Annotated in this window: 10 protein-coding genes; 2 read left to right on the forward strand and 8 right to left on the reverse strand. The window is 33.7% G+C overall.

Annotated elements, in window-relative coordinates; translation table 11 throughout:
• Positions 1–60 precede the first annotated feature (60 nt).
• Complete coding sequence (locus ABD859_RS19115) at positions 61–666, reverse strand: RsmD family RNA methyltransferase (RefSeq protein WP_345146234.1); 606 nt, start codon at positions 664–666, stop codon at positions 61–63.
• Entirely contained in the window at positions 663–1,481 is an 819-nt protein-coding gene (locus ABD859_RS19120) for a DUF3822 family protein (RefSeq protein ID WP_345146235.1), read from the reverse strand. The genes ABD859_RS19115 and ABD859_RS19120 overlap by 4 nt, the downstream gene beginning before the upstream one ends.
• 306 nt (positions 1,482–1,787) lie before the next feature.
• Here ABD859_RS19120 and ABD859_RS19125 point away from each other — a divergent pair, with 306 nt between their 5' ends.
• Together ABD859_RS19125 and kdsB are read left to right on the forward strand one after the other, a co-directional pair.
• Entirely contained in the window at positions 1,788–3,197 is a 1,410-nt protein-coding gene (locus ABD859_RS19125; RefSeq protein ID WP_345146236.1) for an ATP-dependent DNA helicase, read from the forward strand.
• Positions 3,198–3,355: 158 nt separating this feature from the next.
• The gene (gene kdsB, locus ABD859_RS19130; protein WP_345146237.1) at positions 3,356–4,090 is read left to right on the forward strand and encodes a 3-deoxy-manno-octulosonate cytidylyltransferase; all 735 of its coding nucleotides are present in this window, start codon (positions 3,356–3,358) and stop codon (positions 4,088–4,090) included.
• Between the two features lie 243 nt (positions 4,091–4,333).
• On the opposite strand, the gene ABD859_RS19135 is transcribed toward kdsB, so the two are convergent.
• From ABD859_RS19135 to ABD859_RS19160, 6 genes are all read right to left on the reverse strand, one after another.
• A complete protein-coding gene (locus ABD859_RS19135) occupies positions 4,334–6,745 on the reverse strand; it encodes an alpha-ketoacid dehydrogenase subunit alpha/beta (protein WP_345146238.1) in 2,412 nt (803 codons plus the stop codon).
• A gap of 189 nt (positions 6,746–6,934) precedes the next feature.
• On the reverse strand, positions 6,935–9,682 hold the full coding sequence (locus ABD859_RS19140) for a gluzincin family metallopeptidase (protein WP_345146239.1): 2,748 nt from the start codon (positions 9,680–9,682) through the stop codon (positions 6,935–6,937).
• A 213-nt stretch (positions 9,683–9,895) separates the two neighbouring features.
• Positions 9,896–10,624 carry an LOG family protein gene (locus ABD859_RS19145; RefSeq protein ID WP_345146240.1) on the reverse strand — a complete coding sequence of 243 codons (729 nt, stop codon included), beginning with the start codon at positions 10,622–10,624 and terminating at the stop codon, positions 9,896–9,898.
• Positions 10,625–10,830: 206 nt separating this feature from the next.
• Complete coding sequence (locus ABD859_RS19150; protein ID WP_345146242.1) at positions 10,831–11,190, reverse strand: cupin domain-containing protein; 360 nt, start codon at positions 11,188–11,190, stop codon at positions 10,831–10,833.
• A 291-nt stretch (positions 11,191–11,481) separates the two neighbouring features.
• On the reverse strand, positions 11,482–14,313 hold the full coding sequence (gene uvrA / locus ABD859_RS19155) for an excinuclease ABC subunit UvrA (RefSeq protein WP_345146243.1): 2,832 nt from the start codon (positions 14,311–14,313) through the stop codon (positions 11,482–11,484).
• Positions 14,314–14,429: 116 nt separating this feature from the next.
• Positions 14,430–16,214: a chloride channel protein gene (locus ABD859_RS19160; RefSeq protein ID WP_345146244.1), complete on the reverse strand. Its 1,785-nt coding sequence runs from the start codon at positions 16,212–16,214 to the stop codon at positions 14,430–14,432.
• Positions 16,215–16,246: the final 32 nt, after the last annotated feature.

Genomic DNA, 16,246 nt, shown 5'->3' on the forward strand with positions numbered 1-16,246 from the left:
TCCCAAATTCCAATTGAAGTTTGGAATTTGGGATTTTAAAAAGTTAAAAATTGATATAAATTATCCTTCGTCTTCTTCAACAATTTTCAATGGCGATTCGCCCGGAAGTTCTTCATCATCATCTGTAGAATTTAATTCGAAGAAACTAAAAAAAGAACCGCCGTAACTTTTCTGAAATGAAAAATTACTTAAATGATCCATTTTGGTATATTTAGAATGTTCGATAATCATCATTCCGTCTTCAGAAAGTAATTCTTTTTCAAAAACTGTGAGAACAATTTTTTCAAAAGCTGCCTGATCAAATCCGTAAGGCGGATCGGCAAAAACAATATCGTAAGTCGTTTTGCAGTTTTCTAAAAATTTATAAACATCACTTTTTGTCGCTGCAATATCAAAATCAAATTCTGATGAAACTTGTTTAATAAATTTTACGCATCCAAAATCGCCATCGATAGACGTAATAGGAGCGCTTCCGCGTGAAGCGAATTCATAACTAATGTTTCCGGTTCCCGAAAATAAATCCAAAACCTTTAAGCCGTCAAAACTAAAATGATTATTTAAAACATTAAACAATGCTTCTTTACTCATGTCAGTCGTAGGTCTTACAGGAAGATTTTTTGGTGGAAAAATCCGGCGCCCTTTGTATTTTCCTGAAATGATTCTCATGATTGAAATAAGATATAATGTTTTTGATTCCGAGCAGTTGTATAATTGTTTCTTTCTTTTAACGTGCTAACGTCAAGAAAAGAAATATTACGAACGTATTTGTAAGCAATAGCGTAGAATGGATCATTCTGATGAATTGTACCCAATAATTCTAATTGAAAAATTTCAGGATTTAAATTTAACTGTTCTGCTGTGAAAAGAATATAATAAATAAAATCCTCAGGAGTCTGGTATTCAAAAGAGTTAAATAACAGCAGTTTTTGGTTTTGAACAACGATAATTTCAAAATGGTCGGGATTAAAATTAACTACCATTTTTTTCTCGTCGTTATTTTTTGAAGCTTCAAGAATTTTTTCGACCAAAATACTGTTTACATGTTTGTAATCGAATGAACCCACATTATCAATTAAAAAGTTATTGATGTTGATGTAGGGAATGTAAACAGAATTCATTTCGTAATTCAAAATCTGATCGTACGTAAAAAAATCTGTATCGAATACTTTTGTGGTGTACTGCAAATAACTTCCCAGATAATCTTCGTCAAATAATGCCGTAGGTACAAAAGTGGAAAGATTATTATTATGAATGACTAAAATATCGTCATACGTTTCTTTTAATTCAGGGTGATTCTTAAAAGCTGAAGCATATAAATCTTCAATTTTATTTTGTTTTTGAGTATCAAACAAAACTTCATTAAAAGCAGTAATCGTGTTATTTAAAGTATCAAAACAACAAAATGAAAATCCGTTCAGAGAGACCTGAATCGAAAGTTTTTTATAATTTTTTGATGTGATATTTTTATTGTGTATTGACATAATTGATTTACAATTCGTTACCTGTTTTGTTTCAAGAAAGAATTTAAAGGTGACCACAAACTTACAAATAAAAAAAATAACAATGTTAATTGCATTTCAATGACAATCACATAAATTAAATGCAATTTCAAAAAATAATATTACAATAAAGTTATCTAAGTATTATCATTGTGTTTATTTTCAGGTGTATAAGTAAATTTTAACTTGAGGTTGTGTTTTTTAATTTTGATAATAGAAATTGAATACTGCAATTGATTTTTGTCATTGCCATTTAAAAAAGCGACCTTTGTATTTCAAATTTACTTTATGAATTCAGCCTCATTTTACGGCATTCTGCAAAAAAGATTTCCTTTTGCACCCACTTACAAACAGGATATATTTTTTCAAAAAATCGCCATTTTTTTAACCGAACCTGCAAATGATACAATTTTTGTATTGAAAGGATATGCCGGAACAGGAAAAACAACAGTAATTTCGACTATTGTAAATAATCTGGGCGACATTAATAAAAAATTTGTTCTGCTTGCGCCAACGGGACGCGCCGCAAAAGTAATTGCAAACTATTCGAATACACCGGCTTTTACGATTCATAAAAAAATATATTTCCCTAAAAAATCATCGGGTGGAGGAGTGGCTTTTACCAAACAAGTCAACAAACATAAAAACACCATTTTTATCGTCGATGAGGCCTCAATGATTTCAGACAGTACTTTAGACAGCGGTTCACTTTTGGACGATTTGATTTATTATGTGTATTCGGGAACCAATTGTAAAATGATTCTGCTTGGAGATACAGCACAGCTTCCTCCGGTAAATCTTGATATAAGTCCGGCTTTGGATATTCATACGCTTGGCGTTCATTATGATAAAGAAGTAGAACATATTGAGTTAGACGAAGTAATGCGTCAGGAAGAGAGTTCCGGGATTTTGTACAATGCCACAGAATTACGCGAATTATTGAAAGAGAGTTTTATTACGGAGTTTAAATTCAATGTAAAAAAGTTTAAAGATATTGTACGTTTAACTGACGGTTATGATATTCAGGATGCTATAAATACCGCTTACAGCAATTATAGTATTGAAGATACTGCTTTTATTGTGCGGTCAAATAAAAGGGCAAATCAATACAACGAACAAATTAGAAGCCGAATTTTGTTTAAAGAAAGCGAACTTTCGGTTGGCGACTTTTTAATGGTGGTAAAAAACAATTATTTCTGGCTTAAAGAAAGTGATCATGCGGGATTTATTGCCAATGGTGATATTATTGAAGTGCTTGAGCTTTTTGGAATCCGCGAATTATACGGATTTAGTTTTGCCAAAGTAAAAATCAGAATGGTGGATTATCCTGACCAAAAACCTTTTGAAACGGTTTTGATTCTCGATACTTTAAAAAGTGAATCTCCATCTTTAACTTACGAAGAAACCAATCGTTTGTATGAAGAGGTAATGAAAGATTATGAAGATGAACCAACAAAATATAAAAGATTCCAAAAAGTAAAGGAAAACGAATATTTTAACGGACTTCAGGTGAAATTCTCGTATGCGATAACTTGTCATAAATCGCAGGGAGGGCAATGGAATACGGTTTTTATTGAACAGCCTTATCTGCCGGACGGTATTGACCACGATTATATACGCTGGCTTTATACTGCTATGACACGTGCAAAAAACAAACTTTATTTAATAGGATTTAAAGACGAAAGTTTTGAAGAATAATATTTGCGGCCACGAATTCACTTTGTCTATTCGTTATCGCTCGAATCACGAATCTGCACGAATTTTTTCTAAAGATTTTTGTGTTAGCGTAATTTTTGAAATTCGTGGCTGAAATTTAAAAGTTACTTACATTTGTTTTACTTAAAACGAGATTTAAAATGAAAATAATAGCGGTAATTCCGGCACGATACGCATCAACACGTTTTCCTGCAAAACTTATGCAGGATTTGGGAGGCAAAACAGTAATTCTAAGAACGTATGAAGCGGCAGTTTCAACTAATTTATTCCATGATGTTTTTGTAGTTACAGATTCGGATTTAATTTTTGATGAAATTGTTTCTCATGGCGGAAAAGCGATTATGAGTATCAAAGAACACGAATCAGGAAGTGACAGAATTGCTGAAGCTGTTGCTGATCTTGATGTGGATATTGTGGTAAATGTTCAAGGCGATGAACCTTTTACAGAAGCCGGCCCTTTAGAGCAGGTTTTATCTGTTTTTAGAGACGATCATGACAAAAAGGTTGATCTGGCTTCGTTAATGCGTGAAATTAAAGATGAAGACGAAATCAATAACCCAAATAATGTAAAAGTTGTGGTAGATCAGGCGCAGTTTGCGTTGTATTTTTCGAGATCAGTAATTCCGTATCCAAGAGAAAAAAATGCTGGAGTAAGATATTTTCAGCATATTGGGATTTATGCTTTTAGAAAACAAGCTTTGTTAGATTTTTACAGTCTTCCAATGAAGTCTTTAGAAGCTTCTGAAAAACTGGAACAATTGCGTTATTTAGAATTTGGAAAACGTATTAAAATGGTCGAAACAACACATGTTGGAATTGGTATTGACACAGCCGAAGATTTAGAAAAAGCGAAAGCTATGCTTAGAGATATTTAATTAATTGATTTATATCCCGAGGAAAGGATTTCCACAAGCAGTTCGACAAAGATTGAAGATTTACTGCGTGGAGTTTCTTGCGAAGATTTCTCCTTACGTCGAAATGACAAAACAGTTGTAATAATAAAAAAAGCTCCTTAGGAGCTTTTTTTATTATAGTAAATCTAAAATCTAAAATCTAAAATCTAAAATCTAAAATCTAAAATCTAAAATCTAAAATCTAAAATCTAAAATCTAAAATTCTTAATATAAAGCCGGGAATTTAGAAGGATTAACTTCATTCATCATGCTGTACACTTTCTCAAAAATATCTTCGGCAGAAGGTTTAGAGAAATAATCACCGTCAGTTCCGTAAGCCGGTCTGTGGGCTTTTGCAGCAAGAGTCTGCGGTTTGCTGTCAAGATATTTGTATGCGTCCTGTTCTTCTAAAATCTGCTGTAAGATAAATGCTGAAGCTCCACCCGGAACGTCTTCATCGATTACTAACAAACGATTTGTTTTTGCAATACTTTTTACAATATCTTTATTTACGTCAAACGGAAGTAGAGACTGAATATCTATAACTTCACAGTCAATTCCTAAATCTAATAATTCATTAGCTGCCTGCTGAACCAGTCTTAAAGTAGATCCGTAAGAAACTAAAGTAATATCTGCACCTTCTTTTAAAGTTTCTACAACACCAATTGGTGTTTTAAATTCTCCAAAGTTTAGAGGTGTTTTCTCTTTTAATCGGTAACCGTTTAAACATTCGATTACTAATGCAGGTTCATCACATTCTAAAAGCGTGTTGTAGAATCCTGCTGCTTGTGTCATATCTCTAGGAACCAAAACGTGAATTCCTCGAATTGCATTTATAATCATTCCCATTGGAGAACCAGAATGCCAGATACCTTCTAGGCGATGTCCGCGGGTTCTGATAATTAATGGGGCTTTTTGTTTTCCAACCGTTCTGTATTGTAATGTTGCCAAATCGTCACTCATGATTTGAATTGCATACAGTAAATAATCTAAATACTGGATTTCAGCAATTGGACGTAAACCTCTTAACGCCATTCCAATTCCCTGACCAATAATAGTGGCTTCACGAATTCCGACATCGGCAACACGAAGTTCTCCGTATTTCTCCTGCATGCCTTCTAAACCTTGATTTACGTCGCCAATGTTTCCAACATCTTCACCAAAAATCAATAATTCAGGATATTTATTGAATAATGCATCAAAATTATCACGAATTATCATTCTTCCGTCTAGATCCAATTTTGCATTTTCGGCATATTTAGGAAGTACTTTTTGTACAGAAAATACATTTTGAGCTGATTCTGAATGCTGATTACTGCTGAATTTTTCCTGAGTAAGTTCAATAAAATTAGTAATCCAGTTTGATAAAAGAACCTTACTGTTTGGAACTTCAATAAAACGAAGAATTTTGCGTGCATAAACCAATAATTCTTTCTTTAAAGGCGCTTTAATAGCTGCTAATTCAGAAATTAATTTTTTGATTCTTTCTTTATGGTTGATGCTTGCTTCTGCAATTTGCTCCAATAAGTTTAAAAGATTATTCTGATCTTCGATAATTGGATTGATAAAATCATTCCAGGCTTCTTTTTTAGCATCAAGAACTTCTTTCTTTAACTGAGCATCAAGTTCTGCTAATTCTTCCGGAGATGCGATATTAATGGCAATCATCCATAAACGCATTTGACGAATACAGTCAAAATCTCTTTCCCAAGCTAGTCTTTCTGCGCTTTTGTAACGTTCGTGAGAACCAGAAGTAGAGTGACCCTGAGGCTGCGTTAATTCGTTTACGTGAATTAAAATAGGAATATGTTCTTCGCGGGCAATTGCGCCGGCTCTTTCATAAGTCGAAACTAGTTCGGCATAATCCCAGCCTTTTACTCTAAAGATTTCATAACCTTTTGAGTCTTCATCGCGCTGGTAGCCTTTTAATATTTCAGATATATTCTCTTTTGTAGTTTGGTGTTTGGCGTGAACCGAAATTCCGTATTCATCATCCCAAACACTCATAACCATAGGAACCTGAAGTACACCGGCAGCATTAATGGTTTCAAAAAATAAACCTTCAGATGTGCTGGCATTTCCTATAGTTCCCCATGCAACCTCATTTCCTTCTACAGAAAATTTGTCTTTTATGGTAATTCCATCAACGTTTCTGTAAATTTTTGAAGCCTGAGCTAATCCCAATAATCTTGGCATTTGTCCTGCTGTAGGCGATATATCTGAGCTTGAGTTTTTTTGTTTAGTTAAATCTTTCCAAGATCCGTCTTCGTTTAAACTGTGAGTAACAAAGTGTCCGCCCATTTGTCTTCCGGCAGACATTGGATCATAATCTAAATCGGTATGGCCGTATAAACCTGCAAAAAATTGTTTTGCGGTTAATTCGCCAATCGCCATCATAAAAGTTTGATCACGATAATATCCAGAACGAAAATCCCCATCTTTAAAGGCTTTAGCCATAGCAAGCTGTGGTACTTCTTTTCCGTCTCCAAAAATTCCAAATTTAGCTTTTCCGGTTAATACTTCTTTACGGCCTAAAAGACTACATTCGCGGCTAGTAACGGCAATTTTATAATCCGTCAATACCTCCGTTTTGAAATCTTCAAAGGTTAAAGTAGTATTGCTTTTTTCTGTTATCATAATCTTGTAGGGGTCATGTTGAGTCTGCGAAATTACTTAAAAACAATCAATAATCATAATTCTTTAAAATAAATATAATTCAATTATTTGTATTTAAAACCAAAAAACTACGTATTTTATTTATGATATTTTTATTGTATTTGTTCTTTTTCTGATAATTATTTATGTTTTTGATTAAAATTTATTCAATTAAAACCATTTTCGGGTGAAAAGAGTGACTAATGTTCTTGGTGAAAAAGTTATCACAAATCTAATTTTTTCGTTGTATTTATTTTGTGATATTTCCCATCCGTTATTTGAATAAACCGGAAAATAAAGTTCAAAATAGTCAGGCACAAGGTTTAAGCGTATTCCGCTGTCATAACCAAAATACTCTTTTTGATGTTTATTTTTTAAAAAACCGGCGTCGCCATACACCTCAATCCAGTTCCAAAGAGCGTAACTGGCATTTACAGTCGCCATCCATTGATTGGCATAAGAAGGATTAAGTCTGGACTTAAATCCGCCTTCGGCAATTACATACTGCTGACTGAAAAAGCCTGTTGTTTCTGATCTTCCCAGAATATTATAATCAAATAAATAATCTGTTGGCTTGTCTAGACCAAAACTAAAATAATCTGAATTTGTTGTGTTGTAGATAAAACTTCCCGCAAATAATCTCAGGTTTAACTTTCGGTTATTTTCAAATAATCGTCTATATTCTACTTCTCCTGAAACTTTTCCAAAACCGCTTGAAAACTGAACATCAGTCATAAAATTAAAATGATCTACTAATTCCGTTTTGGTGTTGGCGTAACGCGCGTTGAAAATAGAATAATTAGGTTTTGAATTATCTGTAATAAAAGAACTTGCTTCGCGGTTTACAATTACCTGACGCAAAAGGATAAGTTGTTTTCTGTTGTCTCTGAAATTTTCTTCACGAATTCGAAACTGCACCATAGGGTTTAGTCTTAAATACGTTGCATCCGGCGCGTAATGAAAATAGTTCTGGCTTAGAGAATATCTTACATTATATAAAGTACTGTTTCTGTAATACTGACTCCATGAAAAAGCAGACGAACCTGATAATGTTCCTGCTTTTAAAGAATAAGCCGGATTAATATCGAATATAAAAGGTTTGTCTAGTATGGTTTTGTTATGAAAACGTACTCCTGGCGTAAAACCGTCATAATAGTTATAAGTAAGCGTAGGAATATATAAAATTTGATTGTAATAAGGATCTTCTAAATCTTTTGCAAAATTAAATTTTATAGGACGATTGGTAATCGCTAAACTTTTTAATGATTTCCAGTTGTTTCTCTGATTGAATTCCGGAACTTCATTATCATAATTAATTACCAGTTTGTCAGCGTTTTTTCGGCTGAATTGGTATATTGAATCCGGTTGTTTAGGCTCTATCCATTCTTTAAAAACGATTTTGTTCTTTTTAAGTCCATAAATCGGAATTGGTGCGTAAATATCTGTTTTGCTTTTTATAGAAAACTGAACACTGTCTGCAGTTCTGGATACGTTTGTAAATTTATAATCAATAATTTCTCTTGAATCAATAATGGTATTAAAAAACCAGTCAAGATTTTTTGGACTTTTATTAACTAGAATTTTTTCAAAATCATAACGATTTGTCTGCTGTGATTTATTAAGTTCATAAAATTGCTGAACACTCTCGGGTACAATATTGTGATTTAAATAATCGTCTAAATAGCTTAAACTTAAACCTGCGCGGTATTTACTGGCAATCTGTTCGTTAAATTTTATTAAAGTGTTTTTTGGATCACCAAGAGGCTGATCCAGATTTTTACGCGCCATAAGCATATAGTAATAGCTGTATTGCTCGTTAAAGGTAAGATTGGTAATGTTGTAACTTTTAAAAAGTTTCATTTTAGAAAGCTTTCCAAGCATTTTTTCATCTAAATGGTATTCTTCCATGTATTTCATCATGGCATAAATCTGAATTCCGTCGTAAACCCAGTTGTCTTTTCGCGGATCAAGTCGAAGTGAATTTTTTAAGTAATTGTTGAGATAGGTTTTAAAAAACGTAATCTCGAACATAAATTCATCTGAAAACGGACTTATAAATGAAGGAAGCTGATTGAGCCCGTAAAATGGATTTCGTTCGTAATCAGCCTGCGAAACCGTGATTTTCTGGTGAGGATATTTCCCTATAAATTCATTCGCAAAAGCGGCCACACGATTAATGACAATGGCTTTTTCAATTTCGGTTATCTTTTTGTTTTTCAGGTCAGATAAAACTTCGATTGTTCCGTTATCGTAACTTCTAAAATTGTTTTCTTTTTCAATAAACAAATTAAAATCAGTTCTGTTATTTCCGGAAAAGGAATAAATATCGTAAGACGTATTTGAACTGTCTTTAGAAACCGAATTTAAATCGGTTATAACAGAATAATTGTTTGGAACTTTTATTTCAAGCTGAAAATCTGCCGTGGCATTGGCAATATCATCAAGATTAAAGTTGTTGTATTTTACAAAAGAATGATTTTCGAAACGGGCAGGAGTTAAAAACCAGTTTTTTAAATTCATTCCGTTTTGGTCAAATCCGTAATGTGTGAATTTATCACTCGGTATTTTTGAAATATAAGTAATATGCAGATCTATTTTTTCGCCCGGAAAAAGTCTTTGGTTTAGTTTAACAATAATAAAATCCGGATTTTTTTCGGTTCTTTCCCATTCAAAAGCTGTAAAATTAGAATCAGTAAGGCTTAAAATAGTTGTATTTCCTCTTTCAGCGGCTTTTGCCAAATGAAAACCACGATAAAATTCATCAGAAAAGCGTTTTGCCAAAGGCGTATTTTTATCAGCAAAAGCATTATTCCAATCGTTCAGTACAATCGAATCCAGTGTGTCGTTTGAAGTGTTATAATACGTAATATCTTGTTTGGTATTAAGTGTTTTAAGTTCAAGATTAACCGCCACTTCCATCTTAGATTGATGTTGCGCGTATTGTTTTATCGAAGTGAATAAAACAAAAACAAGTATTATAATTTTATAATATGATTTCAAGAATTGGAGTAAAATTGTTGATATTCCTTAAGTTACGTGTATAAACGCCTTTCGGTTTTCGGTAAAAATAATATAAAAAAAGCTGTTTAAAAAAACAGCTTTCAAATTTTGTGATAATATGTAATTTAAATTTTAGAAGTTTGGACTTAAATCGTATTTCTTGTAGAATTTGTCAAGCGCTTCAACTACTTCATCTTCAGTGTCTACGATTTTAAATAAGTTTAAATCTTCCGGGCTGACAGTGTGCATTTTTTCGACCAAAACTGTTTTTACCCATTCGATTAATCCAGACCAAAATTCAACTCCAACTAATATAATTGGGAATTTTCCAATTTTCTTAGTCTGAATCAAAGTAATCGCTTCAAACATTTCGTCAAGTGTTCCAAAACCTCCCGGCATAACCACAAAACCTTGTGAATATTTTACGAACATTACTTTTCTCACAAAGAAATAATCGAAATTCAGGTTTTTATCGTGATCAATATAAGGATTAAAGTGCTGCTCAAATGGAAGTTCGATATTTAAACCTACCGAAGTTCCGCCGCCTAAATGTGCTCCTTTATTTCCGGCTTCCATAATTCCCGGGCCTCCTCCCGTAATTACACCATAACCGGCTTTACTGATTTTGAAAGCAATTTTCTCAGCCAGTAAATAATATTTGTCATCTGGTTTTGTTCGTGCCGAACCAAAAATGGAAACACAAGGACCAATACGACCCATTCTTTCATATCCACTGACAAACTCAGACATAATTTTAAAAATTGCCCAGCTGTCATTTGTTCTAATTTCATTCCAGGTTTTTTGTTTTAAACTGTCCTGGATTATTTTGTCGTCGTCATTATCAAAATCTTCTAATCTCATTTTAGGTATTTTATAATTTATATTTTTATTAAGCTGCTATTTTGTTATAGTTAGAATTAGGAGCTGATTCCTGATGTTCACTATGCTTGATTCACAAAAACTTTGGCTAAAGAGCCTTGTTTTTCTAAATCAGGAGATGCCGTTCCCATCAGGGCTGGGGCAGTTGGTTTTAAATAAACAATTGGTTTGTAAAAGAAAAACTATTATTAATAGGATTGTTCTTCAATTGATTTTGTAATCCTGCTTTTAACTTTTCCGGTATGCTCTGTAGTTTTAGATTCGATCAGCATTATTAAACATTCTTCTGCCGACGAAACCCTGTGATTCACACCTTTTTTTACAACAAACAAATCACCTTTTTTCATTGTAACAGCGGGTTCATTTTCGATTTCCATTAAAAGTTCGCCGTCAACAATGTAAAATAATTCATCTTCATTTTCGTGATTATGCCACGGAACTTCCTGACCTTTTATTTTAGCCACTTTAATATATTGATCGTTTACTTCATCAATTATTTTAGGCGAAAAATATTGATCTACATTACTGAATTTATCTTTTAGATTCATAGATTTTATCTTAAGTCTTTTGTCAGAATAAAAAGCGTTGACAAAAAGGGCGTACTAAATTAGTGCTTTTTTTAAGAATTGTTATAAAAATGTAGATTTATTAATTAAAATGTAACATTTATGAATCAGTTTTTTTGCTTGTAGATTAAAAATCAATGAATTAAAAGTAATGCAGGTTTAAGACTATTTTCCTGAGATGAAATTTTATGAAGGTATCAAAATCATAAATGAAAAATTCATCCTGTAATAATTATTGGGATGGATAAAATCCATCCCAATATAAAGATTTTGTTATTCTAACTCTTTTTTCAAAAACTTAGCCGTGTAGCTTTTTTTATTTTTAGCTACTTCTTCCGGTGTTCCTTTAGCAACTAATTGTCCGCCGCCTTTTCCGCCTTCCGGACCGATATCGATAATATAATCGGCAAGTTTAATAACATCCATATTATGTTCGATAACCAGAATAGTATTTCCTTTATCAACCAGTTTATTAATAACGTCCATTAAAACTCGAATATCTTCAAAATGCAGTCCGGTTGTAGGTTCATCCAGAATATAAAATGTATTTCCTGTATCTTTTTTAGATAATTCACCTGCAAGTTTAATTCGCTGTGCTTCTCCGCCGGAAAGTGTTGTACTTTGCTGTCCAAGCGTAATATATCCTAAACCGACATCCTGAATTGTTTTTACTTTTCTGTAAATCTTCGGAATATTTTCAAAAAACGGAACTGCTTCATCAACCGTCATATCCAAAACATCTGAAATTGATTTTCCTTTGTATCTAATTTCAAGTGTTTCTCTGTTAAAGCGTTTTCCCTGACAAGTTTCACATTCTACATAAACGTCTGGTAAAAAGTTCATTTCTATTGTTCTCACGCCAGAACCTTCGCAGGTTTCACATCGTCCGCCTTTTACGTTAAAACTGAAACGTCCTGCTTTATAACCACGAATCATACTTTCTGAAGTCATCGTAAACAGATTTCTAATTTCGGTAAAAACTTCGGTATAAGTCGCCGGATTAGAACGAGGGGTTCTTCCAATCGGACTTTGATCTATATCAATAACTTTGTCTATATGTTCTAAACCTTCAATTTTTTTATACGGCTGTGGTTTTTTTACGCCGTTAAAATAATGAGCGTTCAAGATAGGGTAGAGCGTTTCATTAATCAATGTCGATTTTCCGCTTCCTGAAACTCCTGTTACACAAATTAATTGTCCTAAAGGTATTTCAATCGAAACATTTTTCAGGTTATTTCCTGTGGCTCCGGTTAGTTTTAAAAACTTTCCGTTTCCTTTTCGTCTTTCTTTCGGAATCTCTAATTTCATTTTACCGTTCAAATATTGAGCGGTAATAGTATTTGATGCCAGAGTTTCTTTTGGTGTTCCGGTGCTGATAATCTGCCCGCCGTATTTTCCGGCTTTTGGACCAATATCAATTACATAATCGGCTGTTTCGATCATGTCTTTATCGTGTTCTACTACAATAACTGAGTTTCCAATATCGCGTAATTGTTCCAGAGACTGAATTAGTTTTTCATTATCTCTTTGGTGTAAACCAATACTTGGTTCATCCAGAATATATAAAACGCCTACTAATTGCGAACCAATTTGTGTTGCCAGACGAATACGCTGTGCTTCACCGCCGGAAAGTGATTTTGAACTTCGGCTCAAAGCCAGATAATTCAAACCAACATTCATCAGGAAGTTCAAACGGTCTTTAATTTCTTTTACAACTTCAGATGCAATTAAAAGCTGTTTGTCTGTTAAATGATCATTTAAATCATGAAACCACGCTGTTAAATCTGATATATCCATATCACATAATTCTGTGATATTTTTTTCATTTACTCTAAAAAATAAGGCTTCTTTTTTAAGACGTGAACCTTCGCAGACAGGACAATTAATTTCGTCCATGAAATCTTTTGCCCAGCGTTTAATGCTTGTTGTAGCGCTTTCGTCATATTGATTTTTAATGAAGTTTGAAATTCCTTCAAAATCAATTTTATAGTCGCGTGTAACGCCAAGATCTTTTGAGCTTACGGTAAATTTGTCTTTTCCGCCATACAAAATCATCGTCATGGCTTCTTGCGGAATTTTCTCGATTGGATCGGTTATTTTAAACCCAAATTTTTCTCCAATTGTTTCCAGCTGTTTGAAAATCCAAGATGATTTATATTCACCAAGCGGAGCTAAACCACCGCTTTTTATAGACAATTTTGGATTTGGAATAATCTTCTTTACATTGATTTCGTGAACCGTTCCCAGTCCGTTACAATGTGGACAGGCTCCTTTTGGGGAGTTAAAAGAGAATAAATTAGGTTCTGGATTTTGGTATGAAATTCCGGTTGAAGGACACATCAAATTTCGGCTGAAATAACGTACTTCATTAGAATCCTGATCTAAAATCATTAATACATCTTCGCCGTGATGCATAGCGGTATTAATGCTTTCAGCAAGTCTTTTTTGAGTATCTGGATTATCTTCAATTACCATTCTGTCAACCACAATCTCAATATCGTGTGTTTTATAACGGTCAAGTTTCATTCCTGCGACTAAGTCCTGAACTTCGCCGTTTACACGAACTTTCAGGAATCCCTGCTTTGTAATCTGCTGGAATAATTCGGCATAATGTCCTTTTCTGGCTTTAATAACCGGAGCTAGAATGTTAATGCGTTTTCCTTTGTAATCTTCAATAATCAGATTTTTAATCTGTTCATCAGAATAGGAAACCATTTTCTCGCCTGTATTGTAACTGTATGCGTCTGCGCCACGAGCGTATAAAAGTCTTAAGAAATCATATATTTCGGTAATAGTTCCTACGGTTGAACGCGGACTTTTACTGGTTGTTTTTTGTTCGATGGCAATAACGGGAGAAAGTCCGTCGATTTTATCAACATCAGGGCGTTCTAATCCGCCGAGAAATTGTCTGGCATAAGCCGAAAAAGTTTCCACATAACGACGCTGCCCTTCAGCATAAATAGTATCAAATGCCAAAGATGATTTTCCCGAACCTGATAAACCGGTAATTACAACCAGTTTTTCACGCGGAATTGAAATATCGATATTTTTTAGATTATGAACTCTTGCGCCAAGAACTTCAATAGTGTTGTCTTTATCTAGCATAAAATTGAGCAAAACGCAAAGTTACCACTTTGATTTGTTCTTTTTGTACTCAAATGCAAAAGTTTATGTTACAATTAGTAACAAATTAACACTGGTTTAGGGCTTGTTTTTTAAGTTTATTCAATTGTCATTGAACGCAGTTTCATTCGGTAAGCTTCGAGCGCAATTGATTTTGAAATGATACCAAAATACTTTTCATTTCGAATAACGGGCAGAAAAGCCGATTTTGACATTTCAAATTTCGTCATTACAATTTCCATGCTGTCATTTGAAGAAATAGTGGCAGCCGGCATTTTCATAACATCTTTAATCAAAGTATATTTTACGCGGTAGGCATTAAAAATAATTTCTCTGATATCATTAAAATGTACGATACCCACTAAATCTCTGTCGTTGTTTACAACGGCAAAAACTACCTGATTTGAGTGTGAAATAAGATCTACGAGTTTACTTAAATGATCTTCGGGAGAAACGGTTAAATAATCGGTTTGAATAATGGTGTCGATATCCAGAGTCGATAAAATATTCGAATCTTTATTGCTGGTAAAGGCGTGTCCTTTTTTTGCCAGATTTTTTACGTCAAGCGAATATTTCTCAAAACGCTTAGAAATAGCAAAGCTGATCGAAGAAACAATCATAAGCGGAATCATAAGTCCGTAGCCTCCTGTAATTTCAGCAATAAGGAATATTGCAGTAAGCGGTGCATGAAACAATCCGCTAAGGATTCCGGCCATTCCTACCATTGTAAAATTAGAAATAGGCAATTTTGATAACCCAGTCAGCGTAATAAATTTTGAAAAAAAATACCCTAAATAAGATCCTAAAAATAGCGATGGCGCAAAGTTACCACCGTTTCCGCCGCTACCTATTGTAAGTCCAGATGCAAAAACTTTTACCATCATGGTGCAGCCTACAAAAAGAAGCAGCATCCATTCGTTGTTTCTCCAGCTGGCAAATAAAGTATTGTCTAATAATTGTCCAGGATCATTTTCAGAAAGGGTTTTAATGCTTTCGTATCCTTCACCAAAAAGAGTTGGAAAAATAAAAATAAGAAGAGCCAAAAGCGAAGAACCAATAAGGGCTTTTTTATAAGGACCCATTTTTAGTTCGGAAAAATAATGTTCGACTTTTTGGAAATTTCGGAAGTAGTAAACGGCAATTGCGCCGGTTAATACTCCTAAAAGCACGTAAAAAGGAATATTGTGATAATCGAATGTTTCTTGTTTTTTGAAAGATAAAAGAATGCTTTCGTCTAATACAATTGCCGAAACTAATGCACCCGTGGCAGCAGAAATCATAATAGGCGTAAATGCAGAAATACTAACATCGACCAGCAGAACTTCAATAGCAAAAAGAACTCCGGCAATTGGTGCGTTAAATGCAGCGGCGATTCCGGCAGCAACACCACAGCCAATAAGCAGTGTTCTGTCTTTGTAAGCTAACTTATAATTTTGGGCATAATTAGAACCAAAAGCGGCTCCTGTAATAACAATTGGACTTTCTAATCCGGCAGATCCACCTAAACCAACCGTTAAGGAACTGGTTACAATTTGAGCATACATCTGCTTTTTCGGGATAATACTTGCTTTTTTAGCAACGGCATATAAAATTTGAGAAGTCCCTTTTTGAATCGTTCCGTTTAAAACTTTTTTTACTACTAATACAGTCAGTAAAATACCAATTATAGGCAGGATACTATTAATAAAACCTAATTTTAAAATACCGCTTATATAAGTAGCAAATGAAAAAACACTGTGGGCAAAAGTCTTTAAAACAATTACCGCAAAGGCGCAGGAAATTCCAACTAAAACACTTGATAAAAAAATGAATTGTTTGGGTGTCAAAATAGATTGAGCCAAAGCAATAATGTTTTCCAGTCGTTTAAACAGATTTTTTATCATTAGTATTTTAAAAATTTACCGAGAATGCAAAT

It is taken from the genome of Flavobacterium ginsengiterrae (genome assembly GCF_039539785.1).
Taxonomy (GTDB): domain Bacteria; phylum Bacteroidota; class Bacteroidia; order Flavobacteriales; family Flavobacteriaceae; genus Flavobacterium; species Flavobacterium ginsengiterrae.

Excerpts from the sequence above, each read along its gene's own strand:
- ABD859_RS19115 (WP_345146234.1), bottom strand. The coding sequence starts at position 666 with ATGAGAATCATTTCAGGAAAATACAAAGGGCGCCGGATTTTTCCACCA.
- ABD859_RS19120 (WP_345146235.1), bottom strand. The coding sequence starts at position 1,481 with ATGTCAATACACAATAAAAATATCACATCAAAAAATTATAAAAAACTT.
- ABD859_RS19125 (WP_345146236.1), top strand. The coding sequence starts at position 1,788 with ATGAATTCAGCCTCATTTTACGGCATTCTGCAAAAAAGATTTCCTTTT.
- kdsB (WP_345146237.1), top strand. The coding sequence starts at position 3,356 with ATGAAAATAATAGCGGTAATTCCGGCACGATACGCATCAACACGTTTT.
- ABD859_RS19135 (WP_345146238.1), bottom strand. The coding sequence starts at position 6,745 with ATGATAACAGAAAAAAGCAATACTACTTTAACCTTTGAAGATTTCAAA.
- ABD859_RS19140 (WP_345146239.1), bottom strand. The coding sequence starts at position 9,682 with ATGGAAGTGGCGGTTAATCTTGAACTTAAAACACTTAATACCAAACAA.
- ABD859_RS19145 (WP_345146240.1), bottom strand. The coding sequence starts at position 10,624 with ATGAGATTAGAAGATTTTGATAATGACGACGACAAAATAATCCAGGAC.
- ABD859_RS19150 (WP_345146242.1), bottom strand. The coding sequence starts at position 11,190 with ATGAATCTAAAAGATAAATTCAGTAATGTAGATCAATATTTTTCGCCT.
- uvrA (WP_345146243.1), bottom strand. The coding sequence starts at position 14,313 with ATGCTAGATAAAGACAACACTATTGAAGTTCTTGGCGCAAGAGTTCAT.
- ABD859_RS19160 (WP_345146244.1), bottom strand. The coding sequence starts at position 16,214 with ATGATAAAAAATCTGTTTAAACGACTGGAAAACATTATTGCTTTGGCT.